This is a genomic window from Dechloromonas aromatica RCB, from assembly GCF_000012425.1.
Map to the genome: position 1 here is coordinate 2,556,263 of NC_007298.1, position 25,638 is coordinate 2,581,900.

At 57.4% G+C, this 25,638-nt stretch carries 24 protein-coding genes; 14 read left to right on the forward strand and 10 right to left on the reverse strand.

Translation table 11 applies throughout. The features are described 5' to 3' along the window. The first annotated feature begins 2 nt into the window (after positions 1 to 2). The 10 genes from DARO_RS12225 to DARO_RS23110 all read left to right on the forward strand — a co-directional run bounded on the left by DARO_RS12225 (position 3) and on the right by DARO_RS23110 (position 10,516). Complete coding sequence (locus DARO_RS12225) at positions 3 to 1,235, forward strand: ABC transporter permease (RefSeq protein ID WP_011288107.1); 1,233 nt, start codon at positions 3 to 5, stop codon at positions 1,233 to 1,235. Further along, positions 1,232 to 1,501, forward strand: a complete 270-nt coding sequence (locus DARO_RS12230; RefSeq protein WP_011288108.1) for a phosphopantetheine-binding protein — start codon at positions 1,232 to 1,234, stop codon at positions 1,499 to 1,501. The genes DARO_RS12225 and DARO_RS12230 overlap by 4 nt, the downstream gene beginning before the upstream one ends. Beyond that, complete coding sequence (locus DARO_RS12235; protein WP_011288109.1) at positions 1,498 to 2,577, forward strand: beta-ketoacyl synthase N-terminal-like domain-containing protein; 1,080 nt, start codon at positions 1,498 to 1,500, stop codon at positions 2,575 to 2,577. The genes DARO_RS12230 and DARO_RS12235 overlap by 4 nt, the downstream gene beginning before the upstream one ends. Beyond that, on the forward strand, positions 2,577 to 3,251 hold the full coding sequence (locus tag DARO_RS12240; protein ID WP_011288110.1) for a hypothetical protein: 675 nt from the start codon (positions 2,577 to 2,579) through the stop codon (positions 3,249 to 3,251). Before DARO_RS12235 ends, DARO_RS12240 begins: the two co-directional genes overlap by 1 nt. Positions 3,252 to 3,269: 18 nt before the next feature. Further along, entirely contained in the window at positions 3,270 to 4,130 is an 861-nt protein-coding gene (locus tag DARO_RS12245; protein ID WP_011288111.1) for a tetratricopeptide repeat protein, read from the forward strand. Between the two features lie 22 nt (positions 4,131 to 4,152). Beyond that, positions 4,153 to 5,055 (forward strand): histone deacetylase family protein, encoded by a 903-nt coding sequence (locus DARO_RS12250; RefSeq protein ID WP_011288112.1) that lies wholly within the window; start codon positions 4,153 to 4,155, stop codon positions 5,053 to 5,055. A gap of 125 nt (positions 5,056 to 5,180) precedes the next feature. Then, positions 5,181 to 7,886: an ATP-binding protein gene (locus tag DARO_RS21760; RefSeq protein ID WP_011288113.1), complete on the forward strand. Its 2,706-nt coding sequence runs from the start codon at positions 5,181 to 5,183 to the stop codon at positions 7,884 to 7,886. A 30-nt stretch (positions 7,887 to 7,916) separates the two neighbouring features. Continuing rightward, positions 7,917 to 9,437 (forward strand): bifunctional ADP-dependent NAD(P)H-hydrate dehydratase/NAD(P)H-hydrate epimerase, encoded by a 1,521-nt coding sequence (locus DARO_RS12260; protein ID WP_011288114.1) that lies wholly within the window; start codon positions 7,917 to 7,919, stop codon positions 9,435 to 9,437. A gap of 8 nt (positions 9,438 to 9,445) precedes the next feature. Beyond that, entirely contained in the window at positions 9,446 to 10,309 is an 864-nt protein-coding gene (nadC, locus tag DARO_RS12265; RefSeq protein ID WP_011288115.1) for a carboxylating nicotinate-nucleotide diphosphorylase, read from the forward strand. Positions 10,310 to 10,378: 69 nt separating this feature from the next. Continuing rightward, positions 10,379 to 10,516, forward strand: a complete 138-nt coding sequence (locus DARO_RS23110; protein ID WP_198134032.1) for a hypothetical protein — start codon at positions 10,379 to 10,381, stop codon at positions 10,514 to 10,516. On the opposite strand, the gene DARO_RS12270 is transcribed toward DARO_RS23110, so the two are convergent. The 7 genes from DARO_RS12270 to DARO_RS12300 all read right to left on the reverse strand — a co-directional run bounded on the left by DARO_RS12270 (position 10,503) and on the right by DARO_RS12300 (position 17,890). Further along, complete coding sequence (locus DARO_RS12270) at positions 10,503 to 11,132, reverse strand: class I SAM-dependent methyltransferase (RefSeq protein WP_011288116.1); 630 nt, start codon at positions 11,130 to 11,132, stop codon at positions 10,503 to 10,505. The two genes, DARO_RS23110 and DARO_RS12270, sit on opposite strands and share 14 nt — an antisense overlap. After that, positions 11,129 to 12,556 (reverse strand): threonine synthase, encoded by a 1,428-nt coding sequence (gene thrC / locus DARO_RS12275; RefSeq protein WP_011288117.1) that lies wholly within the window; start codon positions 12,554 to 12,556, stop codon positions 11,129 to 11,131. The genes DARO_RS12270 and thrC overlap by 4 nt, the downstream gene beginning before the upstream one ends. 32 nt (positions 12,557 to 12,588) lie before the next feature. After that, a complete protein-coding gene (locus tag DARO_RS12280) occupies positions 12,589 to 13,713 on the reverse strand; it encodes a hypothetical protein (protein ID WP_157037204.1) in 1,125 nt (374 codons plus the stop codon). Further along, complete coding sequence (locus DARO_RS12285; RefSeq protein ID WP_011288119.1) at positions 13,714 to 13,989, reverse strand: DUF2249 domain-containing protein; 276 nt, start codon at positions 13,987 to 13,989, stop codon at positions 13,714 to 13,716. A gap of 131 nt (positions 13,990 to 14,120) precedes the next feature. Then, the gene (locus DARO_RS12290) at positions 14,121 to 15,197 is read right to left on the reverse strand and encodes a rhomboid family protein (RefSeq protein WP_011288120.1); all 1,077 of its coding nucleotides are present in this window, start codon (positions 15,195 to 15,197) and stop codon (positions 14,121 to 14,123) included. Positions 15,198 to 15,332: 135 nt separating this feature from the next. Further along, the gene (locus DARO_RS12295; RefSeq protein ID WP_011288121.1) at positions 15,333 to 16,643 is read right to left on the reverse strand and encodes a homoserine dehydrogenase; all 1,311 of its coding nucleotides are present in this window, start codon (positions 16,641 to 16,643) and stop codon (positions 15,333 to 15,335) included. Between the two features lie 2 nt (positions 16,644 to 16,645). After that, the gene (locus tag DARO_RS12300) at positions 16,646 to 17,890 is read right to left on the reverse strand and encodes a pyridoxal phosphate-dependent aminotransferase (RefSeq protein ID WP_011288122.1); all 1,245 of its coding nucleotides are present in this window, start codon (positions 17,888 to 17,890) and stop codon (positions 16,646 to 16,648) included. Positions 17,891 to 17,997: 107 nt separating this feature from the next. Between DARO_RS12300 and DARO_RS12305 the strand changes: the two genes are divergently transcribed. Further along, positions 17,998 to 18,369, forward strand: coding sequence for an Mth938-like domain-containing protein (locus DARO_RS12305; protein WP_041224994.1), 372 nt, complete (start codon positions 17,998 to 18,000; stop codon positions 18,367 to 18,369). Here the strand turns inward: DARO_RS12305 and DARO_RS12310 are convergent, their stop codons facing one another. Continuing rightward, entirely contained in the window at positions 18,370 to 19,809 is a 1,440-nt protein-coding gene (locus DARO_RS12310; protein ID WP_011288124.1) for a mannose-1-phosphate guanylyltransferase/mannose-6-phosphate isomerase, read from the reverse strand. Positions 19,810 to 19,853: 44 nt separating this feature from the next. After that, positions 19,854 to 20,651: an outer membrane lipoprotein-sorting protein gene (locus DARO_RS12315; protein WP_011288125.1), complete on the reverse strand. Its 798-nt coding sequence runs from the start codon at positions 20,649 to 20,651 to the stop codon at positions 19,854 to 19,856. 50 nt (positions 20,652 to 20,701) lie between these two features. On the opposite strand from DARO_RS12315, the gene DARO_RS12320 reads away from it, so the two are divergent. Further along, entirely contained in the window at positions 20,702 to 21,463 is a 762-nt protein-coding gene (locus DARO_RS12320) for an ABC transporter ATP-binding protein (protein WP_011288126.1), read from the forward strand. 21 nt (positions 21,464 to 21,484) lie between these two features. Further along, complete coding sequence (locus tag DARO_RS12325; protein WP_011288127.1) at positions 21,485 to 22,846, forward strand: DUF1302 family protein; 1,362 nt, start codon at positions 21,485 to 21,487, stop codon at positions 22,844 to 22,846. A gap of 501 nt (positions 22,847 to 23,347) precedes the next feature. Here the strand turns inward: DARO_RS12325 and pepA are convergent. Then, complete coding sequence (gene pepA / locus DARO_RS12330) at positions 23,348 to 24,181, reverse strand: flocculation-associated PEP-CTERM protein PepA (RefSeq protein WP_041224372.1); 834 nt, start codon at positions 24,179 to 24,181, stop codon at positions 23,348 to 23,350. 236 nt (positions 24,182 to 24,417) lie between these two features. Here pepA and DARO_RS12335 point away from each other — a divergent pair, with 236 nt between their 5' ends. After that, positions 24,418 to 25,638: an FtsX-like permease family protein gene (locus DARO_RS12335; protein WP_011288129.1), complete on the forward strand. Its 1,221-nt coding sequence runs from the start codon at positions 24,418 to 24,420 to the stop codon at positions 25,636 to 25,638.

The following is a 25,638-nucleotide window of genomic DNA, read 5'->3' on the forward strand; positions in this document are numbered from 1 at the left end:
CCATGTCGCCTCGCCTGCTCGCCCTCTGGCTCAAGGAATCGATCGCCCTGCTGCGCGACCGGCACGGCCTGCTAGCGTTGTTCATCATGCCGACCATTTTCATCCTGGTCATGACCATGGCGCTACGCGACGCCTTTTCGCCGGGCGTCAGCATCGACGCCGCCTATGTCGTGGTCGACCTCGACCACAGCCAGCACTCAAAAGCACTGATCAAGCGGCTCGACAAGAGTGTTTCCTTCAAGCGCCTGCCAGCCGCCGACGATGCCGAAAACGCCCGCCAAGGCATCCTCAATGGCCATCACGTGCTGGCCCTGGTCCTGCCCAAGGGATTTGGCGAGCGCCTGCTGGCACCGGCCGGCGCCGATGGACAGCCGACAGAGGCCCTGCAATTGCTGCTCGACCCGGCCCTCAGCCCGGCCCTGCAACTCGCTTTCCGCAATCAGGTCATGGCCGCGCTCGGCGCAGTGCGGGCCGATGAACTGACGCGCAGCGCCGGCAAGCTGTTCGGCCTGCCCATCGCTCCCGGTGCAGATACCGAACGCGAATGGCCGGACGAAATCCACAGCGTCGCCGTGCGCAACGACCGCAGCGTTCGCCCGCCTTCGTCGGTTCAGCAGAACGTACCGGCCTGGCTGATCTTCGCGATGTTCTTCGTGGTCATTCCGGTCTCGTCGATATTCATCATCGAACGCCAGCAAGGCACCCTACAGCGCCTGCGCGCCATGGGCCTTCCTTTCCACCTGATCCTGGCCGGCAAGCTGCTGCCCTTTTTCATCGTCAATCAACTGCAAGCCGTGCTGATGGTGCTGGTCGGCATTTACCTCGTGCCGCTGTTCGGCAGCGAAGCCCTGGAGCTGCCGGGCAGCCTGCCGCTGTTGCTGAACCTGTGGGCCGTCGCTGCTGCCGTCAGCCTGGCCGCCGTCTCGCTCGCGTTGCTCGTCGCCAGCCTGGCACGGACCTCAGAACAGGCGACGGTCATCGGCGGCGTCGGCAATATCCTGATGGGCGCCATCGGCGGCATCATGGTGCCGAAATTCATCATGCCGGCCGCCATGCAAAAACTCGCTACCCTGTCACCGATGGCCTGGGGCCTCGAAGGCTTCCATATCGTGATGCTGCGTCACGGCAGTTTCGCCGACATCCTGCCCTCCCTGGCCCAGTTGCTCGTCTTTGCTGGCGCTGCATTGGCCGCTGCCGTCTGGCTCAACCACCGTTCTCTTGCCGCCCAATCATGACTGCCGAACTCCGCCTCGAACTCAAGGCCCTGATCATCGAAGCCTGCGATAAGGACTGCGAACCAGCCAGTATTTCCGACGACGAAGTACTGTTCGGCCCGGAAGCCCCGCTGCAACTCGATTCGCTCGACGCCTTGCAGGTCTCGATGGCGATCAAGAAAAAATACGGCCTGCGCCTGCCGGACAGCAAGGAAACCCGCCGCATCCTATCCAGTGTCGCCAACATGGCCGAGCACCTCGAAGCCTGGCTGGCCAGTCGCGCATGAAACGGCCGGTTTATATCGCCGACAGCGGACTGCTCTGTGCGCGTGGCGAGACGACGGCGGCCGTGGCCGCAGCCTTGTGGCGGGGAGAATCCGGCACCGGAAAGCGCCACCTGGGCGAACGTGAATTCCCCTACTTTGCGCTGCCGCTGACCGAAGAAGACTGGTTGCAACGTGCCAAGCAGGCCATTGACCAAGTTGCTTGCCAAATGGAAGCAATCGTCCCGGCAACACCGCTGTTCATCGCCTCCTCCTCGTTCCAGATCGGCCATTTCGAGCAACAGGGAGCGCCGTTCGACCTCCCTTTGGCGACAGCCTCGCTCAGCCGGAAAATCGCCGAATGGATGGGGCTTTCCGGCCCGCGTTACAGCTTCTCGAATGCCTGCATTTCGGGTTTCTCGGCCATCGATGCCGCCACCACACTGATCGCCGCCGGACAGATCGATGAAGCCGTCGTGCTCGGTTTCGAACTGGCCAATGACACCACGCTGGCTGGCTTTGCATCGATGGAACTGCTGTCGCGCACGACCTGTCGCCCCTTCGATCTCCGACGCGATGGGCTGGTTCTTGGCGAGGCGGTCGCCGCCGTTCGCCTGAGCGCAAGACCTGGCCGCTGGAAGATAACCGGACTGCGTACCGGGCTGGATGGCTACTCGACGACCGGCCCGGACCCGGATGGCGGGCCAATCGCCAACACGGCTATCGCCAGCCTGAAAGCGGCCAATGTCGGTCCGGCCGAAATCGATCTGGTCAAATTGCAGGCCGCCGGCTCGCCCGGCACCGACCTCGCCGAAGCCAATGCGCTGCACAAGGTCTTCGGTACGGAGATGCCGCCGCTGCTGTCGCTGAAACCGGCCCTTGGCCACACGTTGGGCGCCAGCGGTATTGCCGAACTGGCGGCCCTGCTGGCCTGCCTCGATGCAGGAATCATCCCGGCAACCGCCGGTTTCGCCGAAGCAGACCCCGAACTTGGCTTAATGCCGATCACTCACCGCAACCATGATCCGGTTCGCCGAGCCATGCTTAACCTGATTGGCTTCGGCGGCGGACTGGCCACCATGATCGTGGAGCGCACCTGATGGTCTATCTTCACGCCGCACTCAACCAGCAATTCCCCCCGGCCGACCTTCCGGGTGCGGTCCGTGCTGCGCTTGGCAAACCGCTGCGCCGCGCCGCCGGCCTGACTCAACTCGCCCTGCTCGGCGCCTTCGCCTGCCTGCCGGAAGAGCGCCGGCACCTGCCAACCGCCCTGCTCTGGCAATCGACCAGCGGCCCACGGCTCGAAACGATCACCCTGCTGGAGGAAATCTGTGACGGAGCCGCCGAGCCGATGCCCTACGATTTTCTGGCCACCCAGCCAGCGATTGCTGCAGCCCAGATTCAGCCCATGCTGCCCGGACCGCACTCTGCCATGCATATCCCGCTCGATAGTGAGAATGTCGCCAACTGGTCGCTGCTACTCAATCTGGCCATCGAATGGCTGAACGAGGAGCGTTATGCCCAAGTCCTCTGCGCCCAACTCAATCTTTGGCCCGACACTGCCAGCGGCCACTGGCTATGCGTGGGCATGGAGCCCCTTGAAAACTCGCTTGCCAGCCTTCAAATAGCAACAGAGCCGTCACAAGAAGCACAGGCCGACACGCCAGATTTCCCGGCACGGCTGGCCGATTGGCTGAATCATGGCAAAACCGCCAGCCTTTCCCTGCATTCACCCGCGGCGCCACGGCTGGCGGTAGAATTCACCCGACTCTAATTTCCACAGGCACCCACCATGTCCGAATTTTCCTTTGACGTTACCCTCGAAGAATTTGAAACCAAGGTTCTCCTGCCCGCCCAGGAAGTACCGGTGGTCGTCGACTTCTGGGCGCCGTGGTGCGAGCCCTGCAAGGTACTGAAGCCCATGCTGGAAAAGCTGGCCGAGGAATACAAGGGCCGCTTCCTGCTCGCCAAGGTCAATTCCGATGAATTCCCGGAACTCGCCCAGCACTTCGGCGTGCGCAGCATTCCATCGGTCAAGGTACTGTTCCAGGGCCAATTGGTAGACGAATTCAACGGCGCCATCCCGGAAAGCCAAATCCGCGAATTTCTCGACCGCATCGCCCTGCCGGAAGGCCCGGAGCAGATCAACCTGCGCGAGCAGGCCGCTGCCCTGGTCGTCGAAGGCAAGCTGGACGAAGCGCTGGCCGTGCTGGTCCAGGCCAGCCAAGCCAATCCGCAGGACCAGGCGATCCAGCTCGATGCCGTCGATGTGCTGCTGCAACTCGGCCGAATCGATGAAGCCAAGCAGCTGCTGGCCGGCGAATACGTCAATGAAGCGGACCGTGCCAACGCCCTGCGTGCTCGTCTGGCGCTGGCCGGCGGCGCTGCCGACACGGCGGAAATCGAAGCCAGGCTCGCCGCCAACCCGGCCGACAACGGTGCTCGCCTCGAACTGTCCCGCGCCTACGCCGCGCAAAGCCGTTTCCGCGAAGCGATGGAAGCGGCGCTCGAAGTCGTCATCCGCGACCGTGCCTTCGACGAAGGCGCCGGCCGCAAAGCATTGCTGCAACTGTTCGAAGCACTGGGCGGCAGCGAACAGTACGACGACCTGATCCGCGAATTCCGCCGCAAGATGTCCGCCGCGCTAAACTAATCGCCATCCGGAAACATCGGCCGTGCGCCTGTTCTACACCGATGTTTTCGTTCTCCCCCTGCCGGCCGGGCATCGCTTTCCAATGGAAAAGTATTCCCGGCTGCGCCAGGCTTTGCTCGCCAGCGGCGAGTTCAGCGAAAGCGATTTCCAGCTTCCCCACGCCGCCACCGACGAAGAGTTGGGCCGGGCCCACGATCTCGACTACATCCAGGCCATTTCCATAGGCGAGCTCTCCGAAGCAGCCCAGAAAGCCATCGGCTTTCCGTGGAGCCAAGGCATGGTCGAACGCTCGCGGCGCTCGGCCGGAGCCACCATCTGCGCCTGTCGCGCCGCATTGGCAGAAGACGTTTCTGCCAACCTGGCCGGCGGCACCCACCACGCCTTTCGCGACCACGGCGAGGGCTTCTGCATCTTCAACGATGCGGCCGTCGCCGCCCGCACCATGCAGGCCGAAGGCCGGGCCAAGCGGGTATTGATCGTTGATTGCGACGTTCATCAGGGCAACGGCACCGCCAGCATCCTGCGCGGCGATGACAGCATTTTCACCTTCTCCATCCACGGCGCCCGCAATTTTCCGTTCGACAAGGAACAAAGCGATCTCGACATCGAATTGCCCGATGGCTGCTCCGACGACGCTTACCTCGCCCATCTTGAGGAAGGCCTGGGTATCGCTTTTGACGCCTCCCGGCCCGATCTCGTCATTTATCTGGCCGGCGCCGACCCATATCACGATGATCGCCTGGGCCGCCTTGGCCTGAGCTTCGCTGGACTGGCCGAAAGGGACCGGCTGGTCCTTGCCCGATGCAAAGCCAACCGGATCCCCGTCGCCATTGCGATGGCAGGGGGATATGCCCGTCAGATCAACGATACGGTAAGCATCCACAGCACGACGATTCACCTCGCCAAAGCGCTGCTGGGCAGTTAGAGTTACGCTTAGGCACGAACTGCTGGTCCGATCAAAAAAATAGCGACTAAAAAATGATGCCAGGTTCCCATGAAGACTGAACCATTCAAACGTATTGCGATGGACTCAGGAGAGATTTGAAAACGATGTTCGGCCTGTTCAACTGGCGTTCGCTTCAGACTCGGATTGCGGTCGGCACATTGATCGTGGTGCTGGGGATACTCTGGACAACGGTCATTGCGCTCGGCCAGTTATTGCATCGCGATATGGAGGAATCCATTTCGGCACAGCAATTTTCAACGGTTTCGCTGATCGCCAATGAAATTGACCGTTCCATCCTTGAACGCCAGAGCATCGCCGAATCTGTCGCCAGCAGCCTTACCGCCACCATCCTTGCCTCCCCTGCAGCCACGCAGCGCCTCGTGGAAGAACGCAAGATTCCACAGCGGATTTTCAACTGGGGGATCATTGTCACCGACAGCCAGGGCACTGCCATTGCCAGTACGCCGCTTGAACTGGATCGCAAAGGTACGAACTACGCCAATTATGATTTCATCTCGAAAGCCCTGAGCACGGGCATTCCGCAGATCGCCGATCCTGTTTTCAGCCCGAACAGCGGTTTGCCGGTCTTCACGATAGTTGTTCCCATTCAGAATCCGGCCGGCAAGACCATAGGCCTGGTCATCGGCGTCACCAATCTCGCCCTGCCCAACTTTCTTGACGAAATCGGCTCCGCCAAATACGGCAACACGGGTGACTTTCTCATCACCGCTCCGGCCAAGCGGCTCTTTGTGGCCTCCTCGGACAAGCGACGCGTCATGAAGGCCGGGCCACCACCCGGCCTTAACCCGGTCTATGACCGCTATATCGGCGGCTACGAAGGCTCAGGCGTGGCCATGAGCTCCCGCGGCGTTGTCGAACTATCTTCAAATAAACGAATCGCCAGCACCGGCTGGTTGATGCAAGCCGTACTCCCGACAGACGAGGCTTTCGCACCGATCCATGCCATGGAGCGCCACCTGATCGTCATTTCGCTGATCTTGACGCTCATCGCGACTTTCGCCAGTTGGTGGTGGCTGCGCCTGCAATTCCGCCCCCTCTCCGAAATATCCTCCTTGCTGCGCCAGATGCGGGATGGCGAAATCCCCAGGCAGGCACTGCCAGTAATACGGCAGGATGAAATCGGATTGTTGACTGAAGCGCTGAACGGCCTGCAGGAAGTCATCGTCACCGAAGAAGCGATGGCCGCCGAACATGCCGCCAATAACCGCTTGCGGCACATCGTTTCCTACATACCAGGCATCGTCTTTCAATACCGCCTCTTTCCGGATGGCCATAGCGCCTTCCCCTTTGCCAGCGACGGCATCCGGGAAATCTACGGTTTGGCCCCCGATCAAGTCGAGAACGACGTCCGCCCACTAAGCGACATGATGCACCCGGATGATGCAGAACACTTTCTGGCAACGATGCACGAGTCGGCAAAAACGCTTTCTCCATGGCACGTCGATTACCGCATCTGCCTGCCGGATGGCAAAACCAAGTGGTTGATGATCAACGCTCAACCAGAGAGCAGCAAGGATGGCAGCACGCTCTGGCACGGTTTTATTGCCGACATCTCTGAAATGAAGGCCATGTCGGCCGAACTTGAACACTATCGCGACCACCTCGAACAACTGGTCAAGGTCAGAACCGCCGACCTTGAAGCCTCTCGTGCCGAAGCCGAGCGGCTGGCCCTGGCCAAGAGCGAATTCCTGGCCAAGATGAGCCACGAAATCCGCACTCCCTTGCATGGTGTGCTCGGCATGGCCCATATTGGTGGCCGTAACACGAGCGAAGGCAGCAAGGCACATGAAGCATTTGCCAAGATCACCCACTCTGGCAACCTCCTGCTTGGCATCATCAATGACATTCTCGATTTTTCGAAAATGGAAGCCGGCATGCTCAAGATCGAATCGACCGATATCGATTTGCCGGCTATCCTCGCCGAGTCGATGGAGTTGATGCAGGAACGTGCGAATGCCAAAAAACTGTCCTTGCAACTCCGGGTGGCAGAAAACCTGCCGGCCCACTGCCAAAGCGACTCACTACGCCTGCGCCAGATACTCCTGAACCTGCTTTCCAATGCCGTGAAATTTACCGTGAGCGGCTCGGTAACGCTCGATGCCTCTTTTGACGGTCATCAACTCATCTTCAAGGTCAGCGATACCGGAATTGGCATCACCCACGAACAATCCAGCAAAATATTCAACCCCTTCGAGCAAGGTGACAATTCAACCACCCGCCGTTTCGGCGGCACCGGTCTCGGGCTGGCCATCACCTCGCATCTGGTCAAATTGATGGAGGGCACTATCCATCTCGAAAGCACCCCGGATAACGGCAGCCGCTTTGAAATCCGACTTCCCTACCACCCCATCGTTGCGGAGTCCGCCGCAATTCCACTGGCAGCCCCGGCCTTGGCAGCCAAGCCACTGTCCGGACTACGCATCCTGGTGGCTGAAGATATTGATATCAACCAGGAAATCATGGAGGCCATACTGCATGACTTCGGCGCCGAGGTCAGCATGGTCAGCAACGGCCTGGAAGCCGTCCAAAAAATTCAGCAGCATGGCGATAGCGGCTTCGACGTGGTGCTGATGGATATCCAGATGCCGGTCATGAATGGCCATGACGCCACACGTCAAATATTGCGCATCGCTCCCGGTTTGCCGATCATCGGGCAAACTGCCCACGCGCTGACCGAAGAAAGGGAAGCGTGCTTTGCCTCAGGCATGGTTGACCATATTGCCAAGCCTATCGAACCGGACAAGCTGCTAGGCGTTATTCTCAAGCATGTTCGCAACAACAAACCTTGAGCCTGGTAAAAACGTCACATACGACTCACCATGAATCCATCCAGCCTCTACCTGAGCACCACGCTGCGTCGCGTTGAAACCCGGCACGCCACTGAGCCACTGATGCAACGCGCCGGTGCCGCCGCAGCCGAATGGGTGGCAACGCTGGCCGGCGACCAGAATCATCCTGTCCTTGTCCTGGCTGGCCCCGGCAACAATGGAGGCGACGCATTCGAAGTGGCGCGTCTGTTGCAGAAACGGTTTTTCGATGTCTGCGTCGTGTTTGCCGCGCCCCCGGACAAGCTCCCCGCTGACGCCGCTTCAGCCCGCCAGCGCTACGTGGCCGCCGGTGGCGTCACAACCCATGCGATCCCGGAAGAGACTCGCTGGTCGCTGATCGTCGACGGTCTGTTCGGCATCGGACTGACCCGCGCACCGGAAGGCGACTACGCCCAATGGATTACAGCCGCCAATCGGCTCGCCGAACGTGACCACTGTCCATTGCTCGCCCTCGACTGTCCGTCCGGCCTCAATGCCGATACCGGCATCGCCCAGGCGCCGAGTATCCATGCCACTCACACGATCACCTTCATTGCCGCCAAACCCGGCCTATTCACGGCCGACGGGCCAGACCACTGCGGTGAAATCCGTGTCGCCAGCCTTGATCTCGACCCCGTCAGTGAAATCCCACCAGATGGACAACGGCTCAGCCTGGCCGACGTTGATTCGCGCCTGAAACCCCGCCGCAACAATACGCACAAGGGCAGTTTTGGCAGCGCCGGCATCCTCGGTGGCGCCAAGTCCATGGTCGGCGCCGCCTTCCTGGCTGGCCGGGCTGCGCTCAAGATGGGCGCCGGACGCGTCTATCTCGGCATGCTCGACCCTGAAGCGCCGTCAGTCGATCTCCTTCAACCCGAACTGATGATGCGCCGGGCTGATGCCCTGCTCCAGGCCGACTTGCAAGCGCTGGCCTGCGGTCCCGGCCTCGGTCGTTCAGCCGAAGCCCTCCGCCTCCTTGAACAGTCGCTGAAGGCCCCCGTCCAGCTGGTTCTAGATGCCGATGCGCTGAATCTGCTGGCCGAAGACAGCCGCCTCGAAGGCAAGCTCTACAATCGCGTCGGGCCAGCCATCCTGACCCCGCATCCAGCCGAAGCTGCCCGCCTGCTCGGCTGTTCGGTCCGCGACATTCAAAGCGACCGCATCAAGGCTGCCCGTGAACTGGCCGAGCGCTATCGCAGCCACATTGCCCTCAAGGGGTGTGGCACCCTCATTGCGACGGTCGATGGTCGCTGGTGGATCAACACCACCGGCAACCCCGGCATGGCCACTGCCGGCATGGGCGATGTACTGAGCGGCCTGATCGTCGCCCTGCTTGCCCAGAACTGGCCGCCGGAAATGGCCCTGCTCGCCGCCGTCCATCTGCATGGCGCGGCAGCTGATCGCCTGGTTGCCCATGGCCGCGGTCCGATCGGCCTGACGGCTGGCGAAATCATCGACACCTCACGAGATATATTCAACGAGTGGGTAGCCGTCCCCCCTGCCTGTAAAATGTTCGCCTCAAACGCTGCCTGAAAACTGAAATGACCATCGAATTCGATTACCCACTCGCTGCCGAGATTTCCCGCAACGTGGATGCCGCCCTGAGCGAAGACGTCGGGGCCGGCGATCTGACAGCCACTCTTGTTCCCGCTGAACGCCAGGTCAGAGCCACCGTCATCTCCCGCGAAGCCGGCGTCCTGTGCGGTACCGCCTGGTTTGCCGAATGTGTCGCCCGCCTTGATCCGACCGCCCGCATCACGTGGCACGGCGCCGATGGCGACCGGATTGCTCCCAACCAGTTGCTATGCGAAATCGACGGCAACGGCCGCGCCCTGCTCACCGCCGAAAGGAGTGCATTGAATTTCCTGCAACTGCTCTCGGCCGTGGCCAGCAAGGCTCGCGTCTACGCCGATGCCATCACCGGCACCAAGGCACAGGTCGTCGATACCCGCAAAACCCTCCCAGGCCTGCGCATTGCGCAAAAATACGCCGTCCGGGCGGGTGGCGGTGGCAACCATCGCCTAGCGCTCTGGGATGCCATCCTGATCAAGGAAAACCACATTCATGCAGCCGGCGGCATCGCCCAGGCAATGGCCGCAGCCAAGCAGGTGGCCGAGCAGGCAAAAGGTCGTTGCAAGTTTATCCAGATCGAAGTCGAAAGCATCGACGAACTGAATCAGGCCCTGACTGCTGGTGCCACGATGATTCTGCTCGACAACTTCAGCCTCGACATGATGCGCGAGGCTGCTCAAATCAACGCCGGCCGTGCCATTCTGGAAGCATCGGGAAATGTCACCCTGGAAACCATTCGCGGCATTGCCGAAACCGGGGTCGATAGAATCTCGGTCGGCGCGCTGACCAAGGACGTCAAGGCGCTCGACCTGTCGATGCGCTTCGTTGGCTAGGCTTTTTAGTCGATTGTCTTCATAATCGACCACCAGAAGGCCAAAAACGAGAAACAAGGGGAGCCCAAAATGTTGTTCGCGTTGTTCTACATCGTCGCCATTTCGATCCTGGTGATGCATTTCACGGGCTACCTGGCCCGGCATAACCTCGAATGGCTCGTTCTGGTTCTGGCTGTTGCCGTCTTTCCTGCGGTTATTTACCTGTAGGTTTGCGCACCACCAGGTCGATCAAGGCAGATCGGCCAACGTGGGCCACTCCCTCGCCGATCATATCTTCGTGCTCACGGAGCAGAACAATCTCCCAATCGGCAAACAATTCGCGCAGCATCGCCTCGGTGTAGAGGTTTTCAACTGCTGACGGCCCCCCCGTCCGGTATTCCAGTTGTTTCGGCGTGTAGCCCTGCAACAGCAGCAAGCCTCCCGGTTTCACCGCCTGCTTCATCCCCGCCAGTTGGCGTGGACGCTCGGGAGGAGAAGCAAACTGGATGAAGATGCCGACTACGGCGTCGTAGGCCTCCTCCGGCCAATCCCAGTTCAGGATATCCGCCCGAATGAATTCGACGGCCACATGCCGGGCCCGCGCCAGCTTGGCCGCTTTTTCCTGGGCGACTGGAGAAATTTCAGCCGCGGTTACCTGACAGCCCTGCTCGGCCAGCCAGACAGCGTTGCGCCCCTCGCCATCGGCAACCGAAAGCACGCTCATGCCGCTCCCGAAGTGCTCCGCCTGAGAAGCCAGGAACTTGTTCGGCGCCGTGCCGAACAAGTATTCGTCCCCCACATCACGATAGCGGGCAGACCAGTGCGCTTCGTGGTCGAAACTCACACTCGCTCGACGAGGAACTGCTTGATGGCCTCCACATCCGGCGCCATGACCACGACGCGCTGTGGCAGGTTCTCGATACCCGCCAGATCAGCTGGACGAACCGGCTCGGTGCCCAGTGCCTCACGAATCGTTTCCTCGAACTTGGCCGGCTGAGCAGTTTCCAGAACAATCATCGGCACATTCGGCAGACGATGCTCAAGCGCCACCTTCAGGCCATCGGCGGTATGGGTGTCGAGCATCACGTTATAGCGGCCTTGCGCAAAACGGATCGTGTTGATGCGGTCGATGTGCGTGCTCTTGCCAGACACAAACCCGAATTTCGGCATGTTTTTCCAGAAGGCCGTTGCCGACAGATCGAAAGCCTGCCCCTTGTCCACTTTGGCCCACAACTCCTTGACGACAGCCGGATCACGGCCGACCAGGTCGAACACAAAGCGCTCGAAATTGGAGGCCTTGGAAATATCCATCGACGGGCTGGAAGTAATGCTGGTTTCAGCCGAGGTACGCGGACGATAGACACCGGTGCGGAAAAACTCGTCGAGCACGTCGTTTTCATTGGTGGCCAAAACGAGACGGGCGATTGGCAAGCCCATCTGGCGAGCGATGTGGCCGGCGCAGATATTGCCGAAATTACCCGACGGCACGGCGAAAGCGACCTGCTCGTCGTTCGACCGGGTAGCCAGGAAGTAGCCTTGGAAGTAATAGACAATCTGTGCAGCGACCCGTGCCCAATTGATCGAATTGACGGCGCCAATCTTGTACTTGGCCTTGAACGCAGCGTCATTCGAGACAGCCTTCACGATATCCTGCGCGTCGTCGAACATGCCGGTGACGGCAATGTTGAAGATGTTGGCATCCTGCAGCGAATACATCTGGGCGCGCTGGAAGGCGCTCATCTTGCCATCCGGCGAGAGCATGAAGACCTTGACGTTGTGCTTGCCGCGCATGGCGTACTCGGCCGCCGAACCGGTGTCGCCGGAAGTCGCGCCAAGGATGTTGATCGACTCACCACGCTTGTCGAGCACGTACTCAAACAGGTTGCCGAGCAACTGCATGGCCATATCCTTGAAGGCCAGCGTCGGGCCGTTGGACAGTTCCTGAGTGTAGAGGCCGTCTTCCAGCTTGGTCAGCGGCGTGATCTGGGCAGCATCCCCCCCGTTGCGGGTATGGCAATAAACCTTGGCAGTGTAGGTCTTGGCGACCAGCGCCTTCAGATCGGCTGCCGGAATATCGGTGATGAACTTGGACAGGATCTCATAAGCCAGATCGGCATACGACAGTTGGCGCCAGGCATCAAGTTCGGCTCGGCTGATCTGCGGGTAGCTTTCCGGGAGGTAGAGACCACCATCCGGGGCCAGGCCACCAAGGAGAATGTCGCAGAAAGCCTGGGGCGCGGCGTGACCGCGGGTCGAGAGATAGCGCATGGCGGAAACCTGAAAAGCGAAAAACTGCGATTTTACCGCGTCGAGCGATGCATGCGCACGGCTTGGACGAGCGCAACGATAAAGAGTGCCAATCCGCAGGCCACCAAAGCCCCGCCCAAGCGTTCACGACCGGAGAGCAAAGCCATCGCTGAGGCGAGGAACAACAAGCCGCGCCAAGCACCGCTTGCCGCCAGCTTCTGGCGCATCAGGTTGCGGGCTGGAATCGTCGGCCCCGGCCAGCGCCATACTGGCAGCAACTGACTGAGCGCACCAGTCACCAAGGGCAACAAAAACCCGGCCCCCCAAGCCAGCAAAGACGGGCGAGTCGGTAATATTCCGGCACCATGCAGCAACCCGGCGACCAAAGTGACCAGCAAGCCGACGACCGCCGCCAGCAATGAAGCAGCTACACCATCCTGAAGCAGGCTCCACACCCCGAAGCGGCGCACCCATTGCCCGGCCAGCCCGAGCGCCGCGACGACAAGAAGCGCTGTTCCCGGCGCGGCAAATGGCCACGCAATGACTGCCCCGGTCGCTATCACCAGCGCACCGGAAGCAACCAGCCATAAGCGCCGCTGTAACCAGCCAGCGGCTTCCGGGTCGGGCTTGCCGAGCGCCGTCGGCAAAAGGACCGGCAAGGTACCCAAGGCCGACAATCCAACCAGCCCTAACGTATTGAGATGCAAATGAAAAACTCGCAGGCTTCGCCAATAGGATGGCCAAACCGGAATAAGCAGAATGGCCAGCAAAGCCAGCAGCAGACAACCCAGCGCTGTACCGTACCAGCGCCAGCCCGGATGTGGCGAACCAAGCGTTGATCGGGCTCGCAGGGCAATCCAGTTAAGCAGAATGGCTGCCAGGGTAAGATCAAGCGCAGCCGCCAGATAAACCAGTGGATAGGGCAACCAGCCCTGCATCCCGCCAACAGCGATCAAACCAGTGGCCTGTGCTGCCATCGGCAAGCGCCCCAAACGCTCACCGGGATCACCGGTACGCGTCAGCACCGGCACAAAATGCATCATCGCCGCAAAGATCAGCGGCACGATGCCGACGGCAAACGCCAGATGCGCCACCGCCAATGGCGAACCCCAGCCACGCAACGCCAGCATGGCGCTGGCGATCAATGAAAACAGGCTGAGGCTCGCGGTGGGTATCACTCAGCCGACGACGGTAAAGTCGATCACGATGGCACCTGGCTCACGCTGCTTGTATTCGATGCTCAGATGGGGGCCGTAACGATGCTGCAACTGGGCCAACAGCGGCAAAGGATCGTGGTCATTGCAAAAACGCATGGTCTCACCAGGCTGAAGTGAATCAAGTGCACCGAAGATGGCCGCATGACGGAAGCGCTTGGCGATACCGCGGGCATCAAAGGGATAGAGTGCTTCAGCAGTCGGACGGTCACAGGAATGTACGGGGTGAATGGTTTGCATCTTAGCTCCTAAATTGGCTTGCCGGGATGGCAATCGATAGCGATTTTGCCGATCCTCCCAGTCCATTTCCTTGATCAGGATTGGAATAACCTCACCCCCATCAGGCCATCTGAAGAAAATGGCGCCTCCCGTTAATTGACTTTGCCGGACTGGCGCGCCTGATCCAGTGCTTTTTTGATCTTTGATTTATCCCGGGCCCGCAATCCTTCGACCATCGCCCGCGATGCGTCACGCCGCTGTTCGGCATAGAGCTTCAAATGTTCAACCGTCGGCGCAGACGGCAAATTTTCATCGATCGGTAAGGCCAAAAGCTCCTCAAAACTTTGGTCGTATCGCTCGGCCACCATGCTCTCAATCGCATCGGCCAGTTCGTCGGCGGAGACACCCTTTTTGCCGCCTTGCCACAAAAGATTGTCCCAATTTCGAGTAATCGCCGCATCTTCCTGAAGGAACTCGAAGACCTCCCCGCGAATCTGCTTTTCTTCGCTCCAGCGATAGGCTGGCTTTGGAATCTGGCCCACGATAACCGCGACGAGAAAGAGAAAAAACAGCCCCGACACCCATCTACCAAGTTGAGGCCCGGCCACAATGCCAGGCTCGGACCTGATCAGCAGCACGCCCATCAGAACACCGGCAATCCATCCACCAACGTGGGCGGCATTGTCGATGCCGGGAACCAGCAATCCGAAAATAATAGTCGCCCCGGAAAAACCGATCGCGGCCCAGAACAACCAGCGGAACTCGCCGCGATGGATACTCGAACGTTCCAGCCACAGATAACTGAGTAGCGCACCGTAAATGCCGAAAATGGCGCCGGATGCTCCTCCGGACACGGCTGCCCCGGCATTCGCCACCAGCGACAGTAGATTTCCGGTCAGGCCGGCAGTCAGGTAGATCACCGCGAATCGCAGGGTGCCGTACATGCGCTCGACCCACTGACCGACATCCCACAAAGCCGCCATGTTCAGGAGCAGGTGCAGGATACCGAAATGCAGAAAGAGCGCACTACCCAGGCGCCACCATTCTCCATCCTGTGTTGCAGGCCCGAAATTGGCGCCCCAGGCTAGCTGGATGGTGTTTTGCGCATGCCACAGACTTGCGCCATTGAGCAACATCGCCACGAAAATCAGGACGTTAGCCGCGATCAGCAGCGGCGTCAGGTGCAATTGCGGCATGGCATGGCGAAGCTGATCGTGAAGTGAAGGCATGGTCTCTGCAGAAATCAATGAGCACCCAAACTTGAATTATGCGCGTCTGTTGGCTCAAGAGGCTGACCAACAAAGCTCGCATCAATAAAAACGGGAGCCCGTAGCTCCCGTTTCAGTGCCTTGGAGAAACCTGGCTTATTGCAGCTCTTCCAGGCGAATACGCTTGACCTTGCCCTTTTGCGCAGACAAGCCTTCGATCTTGGCAATCGCCGCATCGGCCGCACTTTCCTTGCAGATGTGGGTCAGGATGATAATGTCGGTCTCGCCCTCACCCTCTTCCGGCTCGCGCTGCAGCATGGCATCGATAGAAATACCCTGATCGGCCAGGATGCGAGTGATATCTGCCAGTACCCCAGGCTTGTCTTCAACGCGCAAACGCAGGTAATAACCAGTCTCGACTTCGCTCATTGGCAGGATCGGCAGGTTGGACATGGCGTCCGGCTGGAAGGCCAGGTGCGGCACGCGGTGCGCGGCATCAGCGGTGGCCAGACGAGCAACATCGACCAGATCAGCCACCACGGCGGAAGCGGTCGGCTCAGCACCAGCCCCCTTGCCGTAATACAGGGTGATGCCAACCGCGTCGCCCTTGACCATGACGGCATTCATCGCACCTTCGACATTGGCCAGCAGGCGCTTTGCCGGGATCAGGGTCGGATGGACGCGCAACTCGATACCCTTCTCGCGACGCTTGGCGATGCCAAGCAGCTTGATGCGGTAACCGAGCTGTTCGGCATACTTGATATCGGAGGCTTCCAGCTTGGTGATGCCTTCGATGTAAGCCTTGTCGAACTGGACCGGAATGCCATAGGCAATCGAAGCAATCAATGTCGCCTTGTGGGCCGCATCGACACCTTCGATGTCGAAAGTCGGATCTGCTTCGGCATAACCAAGACGCTGAGCTTCTTTCAGCACATCGCCAAAGGACAGGCCCTTGTCGCGCATTTCAGACAGGATGAAGTTGGTCGTACCATTGATAATGCCGGCCGCCCACTCGATGCGATTGGCCGTCAGGCCCTCGCGCAATGCCTTGATGATGGGAATGCCGCCGGCTACTGCCGCTTCGAAAGCGACCATCACGCCCTTTTGTTGAGCGGCCGTAAAGATTTCAGTGCCATGCACGGCAAGCAGTGCCTTGTTGGCCGTCACGACATGTTTGCCGTTGGCGATGGCCTGCATGACCACTTCCTTGGCAACACCATAACCGCCGATCAGTTCGACGATGATATCGATTTCCGGGTCATTGACCAACGAAAAGGCATCGTCGGTAACACGGGCTGCACCACCAGTAATCTGCTTGGCGAGTTCAACGTTCTTGTCGGCCACAGCGGTGATGCGAATCGGCCGACCGGCACGACGGGTAATCTCTTCCTCGTTGCGCTTAAGAACGGTCCAGGTGCCACCGCCGACGGTGCCGATGCCGATAAGGCCAACATTGATGGGTTTCATGTTCAGTCTTTGATAAGTTGGTTGGTGTTGTGACGTTTGCGATAATTTTCAAGAAAGCGGGCAATACGTGCGACTGCTTCCCGCAGGTCATCCTCGTGCGGCAGGAAGACAAGACGGAAATGGTCGGGATGCGGCCAGTTGAAGCCAGTCCCCTGAACCAGTAACACTTTCTCTTCCTGCAACAGCTCGGAAATGAACTGTTGATCGTTCTTGATCGGGTAAATCTTCGGGTCAAGCCTTGGGAACATGTACAACGCGGCCTTCGGCTTGACGCAGGTGACGCCAGGAATGGCTGTAATCAGCTCGTGGGCGATGTCGCGCTGACGACGTAGGCGACCGCCGTCCTTGATTAGATCATTGATACTCTGATAACCACCCAAGGCCGTCTGGATACCGTGCTGCCCCGGTGCGTTAGCACACAGACGCATCGAGGCCAGCATGTCGAGGCCTTCGATATAGTCCTTGGCATGGCGCTTGTCGCCGGAAACCACCATCCAGCCGGCACGATAACCGCAAGAACGATAGTTCTTCGACAGACCATTGAACGTGATCATCAGCACATCCTCGGCCAGCGAGGCAATCGACGTGTGCTTCACATCGTCGTAGAGCACCTTGTCGTACACCTCGTCGGCGTAGATAGTCAGGTGATGCTGACGGGCGATGTCAATGATCTCGTACAGCAGATCATCCGGGTAAAGGGCGCCGGTCGGATTATTCGGGTTGATCAGCACGATCGCCTTGGTGTGGGCGTTGATCTTGCTGCGGATATCGTCGAGATCTGGCAGCCAGCCCTTGCTCTCGTCGCACAGGTAATGCTTTGGCGTTCCGCCGGACAGGCTGATCGCTGCCGTCCATAGCGGGTAATCCGGCGCCGGGACCAGCACTTCGTCACCGGCATCGAGCAAGGCGTTCATGGCCATGACGATCAGTTCGGACACGCCGTTACCGACGTAGATATCCTCCAGCGTCACGCCCTTGATGCCCTTCTGTTGGGTGTAATGCATGATCGCCTTACGCGCCGCGAAAATACCCTTGGAATCCGTATAACCAGCCGCATTCGGCAGGTTGCGGATCATGTCCTGCTGGATTTCCTCGGGCGAATCAAAACCGAACGCGGCCAGGTTGCCGATGTTCAGCTTGATGATCTTGTGACCCTCTTCCTCCATCTGCTTGGCTTTTTGCAGCACGGGGCCGCGAATGTCGTAGCAGACGTTGGCGAGTTTGGCGGATTTCTTGACGTGTTTCATGCGAATCTTCCGGCGTGGCGGCTTGGCCAACAAAGGCCAAAGGTATAATCCTACTTTATCGAATGGTGCACCGCAATTTTGCGCGGACTTTTTGGAACGATCCCGCAGTGAAACTTCACATTCCCAACACCGCTGGCCTCAACCTGTTCACCGCTTACGGCGACGACTACATTGCGGTCAATCAGGAAAAATACAGCACCAACCTGATCCTGCTGCCAGAGTCGATCATTCCCGACTGGACCTCGGCAAAGCTTGAATCGCTGACCGAAGCAGACATGCAACGATTGCTTGAACTGGGGACGGAAATAATCCTCCTCGGCACCGGTAGCCGACTACGCTTCCCTCCCGGCGCCCTGCTCCGCCCATTTGCCGCAGCCGGCATTGGGCTGGATGTCATGGACCTGCAAGCCGCCTGTCGCACTTACAACATCCTTGCTGCCGAGGGCCGCAAAGTGGCTGCAGCCCTCATCTTCGACTGATCAGTTGCGCCCGTAGGTATCTTCAAAGCGGACAATATCGTCCTCGCCAAGATAGCTTCCAGACTGCACCTCGATCATTTCGAGCGGCACGATCCCCGGATTTTCCAGGCGATGCTTGGTACCGAGCGGGATATAGGTCGACTGGTTCTCGGAAACCAGAAACGCCTCGTCGCCCTTGGTTACTTTCGCTGTACCGGTAACAACGATCCAGTGCTCGGCACGATGATGGTGCATCTGCAGGGATAACGAAGCCCCCGGCTTCACACAGATCCGTTTCACCTGAAAACGCTGCCCAGAATCAACTCCGTCATACCACCCCCACGGCCGATGAATCTTGCGATGCCACTGCGCCACTGAACGCTTGTCGGCCTTCAGACGATCAACAATCTTTTTGACGTCCTGCGTCGCATTTTGGTGAGCGACCAGGACAGCATCGTTAGTCTCAACCACAACCAGATCCTTGAGACCAATACAGGTCACCAGACGACTCTCGGAAAACGCCAGAGTGTTGCTGCAGGATTCGAGCATGACATCACCGCGGATGGCATTTCCCGCCTCACACTTCGGCAACACCTTCCACAGTGCATCCCAGGCACCGACATCAGACCAGCCAGCGGAAAGCGGAATAACCGCACTTTTTGGCAAATTTGCCTCCCCACCGGAAAGGCGCTCCATGACTGCGTAATCAATGGAATCCGATGGACAACGCTCAAACTCGGCACGATCGAGTCGCACAAAATCGCCGTCCTGACTGACGCAGTTCAAGGCTTTACCACAAGCCGCCAAGATGTCAGGCCGGCAAATCTCCAACGCAGACAGCCAAGTCGACACGCGCAGCACGAAAATACCGCTATTCCACAGGTAATCGCCTGAATCCAGATAAGCTTGAGCGGTACCACGATCCGGCTTCTCGACGAAGCGGCGAAGCAAAAAGGCTTCTTCTTCGCATGCAATAGCGGCACCACGGTGGATGTAACCATAGCCAGTCTCTGGGCAATCCGGAGTAATCCCGAAAGTAACGGCATATCCTTGCTCAGCAAGTTTTACCGCGTTGGCAACCGCCTCCCGGAAAACATCTCCCTCAAGAATCACATGATCCGCCGGCATGACCACCAGAACAGGGTCATCACCATTCTGTCGCGCCAACAAGGCTGCCAGCGTTAGCGCCGGTGCGGTATTGCGACCAAATGGCTCAAGCAGTATCTGGCCATGCTTACCCAGCACCCGAAGCTGTTCGGCCACGACAAAACGATGCTCTTCGTTACAGACCAGCAAAGGCTCAGACAACCCGGCAAGCCCATCCAACCGCGCCACGGTTTCTTGCAACATCGATTTGTCGCCAACCAGCGGCAGCAACTGCTTGGGATACTTTTCGCGGGACAAGGGCCACAAACGGGTTCCAGAACCTCCGGAGAGCACAACGGGTATCACTTGCGTCATTTTCAAAAACTTTCAACCAAATAGAAGAATAACCAAAAAGCATACTAATCCAGTTTCTTCAGATACTCCTTGGTAAAAATCTTGTCCGGCAAATCACGTAACTTCATCTCGCTATACTCAAGCACTGACTTCTCTCCATTGCGCAGCGCATCCTCCATTACCAGCCGCGTCGGACGCACTCGCCCAGCCATGGTCTGGAAATTTTCATAGGTGCATTTTTTCAACAGCCGGTTGGATAGCGAATAAAACTCAGCTTTCAAGGGCCAACCTGACTTTTCATTAACCCAATAAACCACACGTTGATAAGTCACACTACGATCAACGGCAATTAACTCCAGTACGTGATAGCTTTCACCGCCAATTTTCTCGGTGCTGATAATTTTCGGATTGTAATCCCCAGAAAAATTAGCCCGTGCCAGATCGCCGTTTGCCACCTGCCCAGTCAGGCGCTGGGCCAAGGAAATCCGCACCGGCTGTGAAACTTCCGGCATAAAGACCCACAGGTCACGGCCCTTCATCAAGATGATCTGACCACGCTCCGAAGCGGGCTCAGTAACCATCACTACTGCGTTCTCATTTCCCTTGGAGAGAACGCGATATTTGTGGAGATCAGCCTCCTTGTCCGGACGCACACTGTTTATGACCACGTCAACCTGAAATGCCTCGGCTGGAAATCGAACTTTGTCTGCCTTTTCAACTATACTGCGCGCTAAAGCATCACTAGCCGACGTTGCTCCTGCCTCCTCTGCGTGCAAAGGAAATGATAGGACTGCCATGTATATAGCACCGACCAAAACCAATGCAGAATGTATCGAAAAACGCCTTTCGATTGTCGATTGCATGAGTAGCTCCATCCAGTTCAGAACCTTCAATTAGTTGCCCACCTAATGCCATGAGCGTCGTTCGTATTGAACATGTTTACAAGGACTATCAGCTTGGCGATCAAACCGTTCAAGCCCTGCATGATATTACATGGTCAATTGACGCCGGAGTATTCCTGGCGATCTCCGGACCATCGGGGAGCGGCAAAACGACCCTGCTCAACCTGATCGGTTGCATCGACAAACCGACCAGCGGAAAAATCTTCATCAACGAAGAAGACGTCTCCGAAAAATCGGCCAACGAACTGGCTGACATCCGCTCCCATTCCATTGGATTTATTTTCCAGACCTTCAATCTGTTGCCAGTACTTTCTGCGGCAGAAAATGTCGAATACCCGCTTCTCAGACGTTCAGACATCTCAGCAGAGGAGCGCAAAAAGCGGGTTGCCTACTTCCTGGATATCGTCGGCCTGACCAAATTTGCCGACCATCGCCCAAACCAACTAAGCGGCGGCCAAAGGCAGCGGGTCGCTATCGCTCGCGCCCTGGCCATCAAGCCAAGCATCATTCTTGCCGATGAACCGACCGCCAACTTGGACAAGGCAACAGGCCGCGAGATTCTGCGGCTCATGAAACAGATCAATCGCCACCTGAAAACTACCTTTATTTTCTCGACCCACGACCAAAAAGTCATCGACCATGCTGACCGCCTGGTTCAGGTCGAAGATGGTTACATCACTGCCTTTGGCATACGCACTCAAGGCGAAAAAACCTGGAATATTGCCCGCGTTCGCCCCATGCCGGACGCCGATGACGAAGCTGACTCCGACTAACGTCCTTTGCCTGCACACATCGTGATTACCCAAAAACACAAACTACTGAAGCTCTCTTTGGCCATTTCGGCCTGCTTCTCACTGAATTGCCTCGCCGCAGATGATGACCCACTCGGTCGAGATGCACTTTTTGGCGACGACATCAAACCGGTAGCCACCAGCCCATCCGGATCGGGCGGAGGCGTAAAAGGTTTTGTCCAGTTCGAAGGAGCCAGAACCACGTCATCTCCGGATCATTGGTCAAAACTTAGAACTCGTGCTGATCTCAATAGCAACGGAAAACTCGGAGAAGGCCTGAAATGGAAACTGGGCGTTAGACTCGACTACGATTTCGTCTACGGCATCAACGACTTTTACAACAGTGCCGTCGAGCAGAACCAGCGTTTCGATGTTGCGCTACGCGAGAACTATCTGGATTACAGCGCCGGCAATTGGGATTTCCGTATCGGACGACAGCACGTTGTCTGGGGCGAAATGGTTGGACTATTCTTTGCGGATGTTGTTTCCGCCCGTGACCAGCGCGAGTTTATCCTGCCAGAATTCGACCAGATGCGCACCCCACAGTGGGCAGCGCGCGCCGAATACTTCATCGATGACACACACGCCGAATTGCTCTGGATTCCCGTCGCCACCTACGACAATATCGGCAAGCCGGGAGCAGAGTATTTCCCCTACCAGCCGCTCCCGCCCGGCGCCAACGTTCAATATCTTCCCGAACAACGCCCCGACCGGAACGCCAATAATATGAACTACGGGGCCCGCCTCTCAACACTCAAGAACGGCTGGGATGTCTCCGGTTTCTATTACCGCAGTTCAGACACCAACCCCACGTTCTATCGAGAGATCGTGCTCGGCCCAACACCAACGTATATCTACCAGGCTCGCCACGATCGAATTCACCAGTTTGGTGGAACGCTCGCCAAGGATTTTGGAGATATCGTTCTCAAGGCGGAAGGGGTTTACACTCGCGACCGCCAATTCGCAGTACTGAACATGACCGACCCGGATGGCCTGGCAAAACAGAACACACTGGATTGGGCCGTCGGACTCGACTTCACACTTCCGGCCGAAAGCCGGCTCAACATCCAGTTCTTCCAACGCCAGCACTTCGATCACAACCCGGACCTCATTGCGGACCGCCTGGAAAATGGTTACAGCCTCTTTGCCAGCACAAAGCTCACCAACAACTGGGAAGCACAGGCGACATTCATCTCCAGCCTGAACCGCTCCGACTGGCTACTCCGCCCCCGCGTCACCTGGAACCTCCAGCGCAACTGGCGTCTGCTATTGGGCGCTGACATCTTCAACGGCCCCCCGACGGGGATGTTTGGGCGATATGATCAACACGATCGCATTTATTCTGAAATGCGCTATAGCTTTTGAGCGCACTAGTTTTGTAATAGAGCAAAATTAATTTCAGGCCTCACAGCGGCTCAAGCTACAGAGCGCTCACTTTAGAAAACCGAACTCCAGTCGAACAGCGCGGGGCTACCTCTACCCAACAACTGGCAGGCACGGTGCTCAGAAATCGTTGTTAACTCCTGCGTCACCATGACTGCCTTACGCTTTTGCTAGGGTTTCGACCCAAGGCAGCCATGAGCGCCCCGGCATCGAGGATGAATTCTGCCTGTAGTCGCTTGCACGCCTCTCCCGGCTTCCAACTATTGCAGGCGCCTGGCATCTGGAACCCCGGCGCCTCAGAGAAAGCAACACTTCCCAAGATCAATGCCGACGAGGATGAATGGCGTTCACGGGCTGGCCTCCAAAAAGAATCCCCACTCAGCTTACCGCTGGCGGGGATCAGGCTGACCCATCTTATAAACCCCCACGCAGGGCGTGAGGGGGTTTAAGGCTCATGGGCTTAACCGACTAAAGCAAAGCCATTTAAGCAGATTTACGGCGACGGCTCATACCTGCTGCGAACAACCCAAACCCAACCAATGCCAGAGATGCAGGTTCAGGCACCACGAAAACAGCACTGACGTCCCCTGTGAGACCCGTACCTTGGGATCCCTTATAGGTCGTTGTTGTGAAGGTCCCAGCTGCGATACGCGAATTCACATCATTCACAACATCATTAAAGGCATCGAAATCGCCATTCACATCCACTACGGCATGGAATGGGCTAGGTGCAATAAAGTAACTACCACCAGCAGCCGTCAATACCAAATCCTTAAAGATAAAATCGTATGCCCCAGGCGTACCAGGCAAACCGAGCAACTTGGTAGGATCGATGGAGAACAAAATCTCATAATCATCAGCGGTCCCAGTCAGAGCGACTGAAGCAACATTACCGCTTTCCGTTAAAGTTTTGGTGGTATCCGAATTCGGATCAATCCACAGGTGGAAATTACCAGCCGTCCCCACGAACCCGCCCGGCGTCAAGAGACCCGACGAGTCAAACAAGGCATACATCCCATACTGATTCGGGGTAAAAGAACCAAGCTGGGAAGATACCGTAGATGATCCCTCATTCTTATAGAATTGACCAATATCCCCGTAGGCAACACTAGAAAAAGTAAGATCCGTATTGATGGTCAAATACTCTGCATAACCGCCATTGAGCTTGTCAGCAACAAAGGTGTTAGTAAGAGCGCCTGCAACGCTACCTTCCGCAACCGTGAATTCCTGAAAAACATTTGCCGCTTGAACGGAAGAAGCAGCTGCAACGAAAGCCAAAGCTGCAACGGCCTTCGAAAGTTTAGACTTGGTGTTCATAACAACCTCCATGAACGAATTAATCAAATGTGCTACTCGCGAAGTTCTAAGCACATCACGTGCCACATATATATTTACACTTAAAATCATCATCTTAAAAAAATAACAAGATTCATTTCCCGGCCAAGTGTAAAGAAATCCGACGTCTCTTCATCGGGCCAACTAAATAGCATTTAGTAGAAGTAGGCACGCGATTCGTAGTAGTCTTCCCCTACACCATATCGCCCCTCCCTTGGATGATGACAACGCTCTCACTAGCCTTTTTGAGCATTTTCAGGCAGTTTCGTCGCTCGACGACAGCTGTATTGGCAATCACATCCGGAATCGCAGCACTGCTCTTGGCCAGCGGCTTTATCGAATGGAATCTGCGCTACGGTCGCGAATCAACCATCCACTCCGAACTCGGTCATATTCGCATTTTCAAACCGGGTTATTTGCAATCAGGTTTAGCTGATCCATTTGAGTTTCTGCTCGATGCGGATGCCAGTCGTGAAAAAGCAGTCCTACAATTACCTCATGTAGAGCTACTGACCCCTCGACTATCTTTCAATGGCTTGGCTAGCTACGGAGAATCAACAATCTCTTTCATCGGAGAAGGCGTAGACCCCACTCTCGAGGAGCATTTGAGCAAATCCTTGACCATTGTCTCAGGCCGCCCCCTGTCACCTGAGCAGCAAAAAGGAATTATCATTGGCCAAGGCTTGGCAAACAACTTAGGGGTAAAGCCTGGCGATACTCTAGTTCTGATGGCAAATAGTGCGACAGGAGGGGTAAACGCAGCAGAGGTGACTGTACTTGGGCTTTTCGCGACCATCACGAAAGCCTACGACGATGCTGCATTGCGAGTCCCAATCACCCTCGCTCGCCAGTTGCTACGCGTCAAGGGGGCTCACACCTACGCGATCCTCCTGGACAAGACCGAAAACACATCAGAAACCTTGAGCGATCTAAAAAAGCATTTTGCCGGGAAAAATCTTGAGTTCATACCATGGTATGACATGGCTGATTTTTACAACAAGACGGCAGAACTATTCTCACGCCAGGTAAGCATCGTTCGACTGATCATTGCCGTCATCATCGTACTAAGCATATCGAATACGCTAATGATGAACGTTATGGAGCGAACGGGTGAGATAGGGACGATTATGGCCACTGGCGTCAAGCGCAAAGAAGTGCTTAGTCAGTTTTTAGCAGAAGGAGTCATACTGGGCCTTATCGGAGGAGCGCTAGGGCTTGTACTTGCATACGCTTTTGGTGCACTGATCTCTGCCGTTGGCATACCCATGCCAGCCCCGCCAGGCATGTCCTTTGGCTATACCGCGGAAATTCTCATTACTTGGCAGATGGCATTGGATGCATATTTGCTTGCCATCATTACAACGCTGCTGGCCAGCGTGATCCCTGCAGTTAAGGCATCGCGCATGGAAATCGTCAATGCGTTACGTCACAATCGCTAA

Coding starts and splice junctions, on each gene's coding strand:
- DARO_RS12225 (WP_011288107.1), top strand. CDS start 3: ATGTCGCCTCGCCTGCTCGCCCTCTGGCTCAAGGAATCGATCGCCCTG.
- DARO_RS12285 (WP_011288119.1), bottom strand. CDS start 13,989: ATGCAAACCATTCACCCCGTACATTCCTGTGACCGTCCGACTGCTGAA.
- pepA (WP_041224372.1), bottom strand. CDS start 24,181: ATGAACACCAAGTCTAAACTTTCGAAGGCCGTTGCAGCTTTGGCTTTC.
- DARO_RS12290 (WP_011288120.1), bottom strand. CDS start 15,197: ATGCCTTCACTTCACGATCAGCTTCGCCATGCCATGCCGCAATTGCAC.
- DARO_RS12235 (WP_011288109.1), top strand. CDS start 1,498: ATGAAACGGCCGGTTTATATCGCCGACAGCGGACTGCTCTGTGCGCGT.
- DARO_RS12320 (WP_011288126.1), top strand. CDS start 20,702: ATGAGCGTCGTTCGTATTGAACATGTTTACAAGGACTATCAGCTTGGC.
- DARO_RS12310 (WP_011288124.1), bottom strand. CDS start 19,809: ATGACGCAAGTGATACCCGTTGTGCTCTCCGGAGGTTCTGGAACCCGT.
- DARO_RS12315 (WP_011288125.1), bottom strand. CDS start 20,651: ATGCAATCGACAATCGAAAGGCGTTTTTCGATACATTCTGCATTGGTT.
- DARO_RS12245 (WP_011288111.1), top strand. CDS start 3,270: ATGTCCGAATTTTCCTTTGACGTTACCCTCGAAGAATTTGAAACCAAG.
- DARO_RS12230 (WP_011288108.1), top strand. CDS start 1,232: ATGACTGCCGAACTCCGCCTCGAACTCAAGGCCCTGATCATCGAAGCC.
- nadC (WP_011288115.1), top strand. CDS start 9,446: ATGACCATCGAATTCGATTACCCACTCGCTGCCGAGATTTCCCGCAAC.
- DARO_RS12335 (WP_011288129.1), top strand. CDS start 24,418: ATGATGACAACGCTCTCACTAGCCTTTTTGAGCATTTTCAGGCAGTTT.
- DARO_RS21760 (WP_011288113.1), top strand. CDS start 5,181: ATGTTCGGCCTGTTCAACTGGCGTTCGCTTCAGACTCGGATTGCGGTC.
- DARO_RS12295 (WP_011288121.1), bottom strand. CDS start 16,643: ATGAAACCCATCAATGTTGGCCTTATCGGCATCGGCACCGTCGGCGGT.
- DARO_RS23110 (WP_198134032.1), top strand. CDS start 10,379: ATGTTGTTCGCGTTGTTCTACATCGTCGCCATTTCGATCCTGGTGATG.
- DARO_RS12240 (WP_011288110.1), top strand. CDS start 2,577: ATGGTCTATCTTCACGCCGCACTCAACCAGCAATTCCCCCCGGCCGAC.
- DARO_RS12300 (WP_011288122.1), bottom strand. CDS start 17,890: ATGAAACACGTCAAGAAATCCGCCAAACTCGCCAACGTCTGCTACGAC.
- thrC (WP_011288117.1), bottom strand. CDS start 12,556: ATGCGCTATCTCTCGACCCGCGGTCACGCCGCGCCCCAGGCTTTCTGC.
- DARO_RS12260 (WP_011288114.1), top strand. CDS start 7,917: ATGAATCCATCCAGCCTCTACCTGAGCACCACGCTGCGTCGCGTTGAA.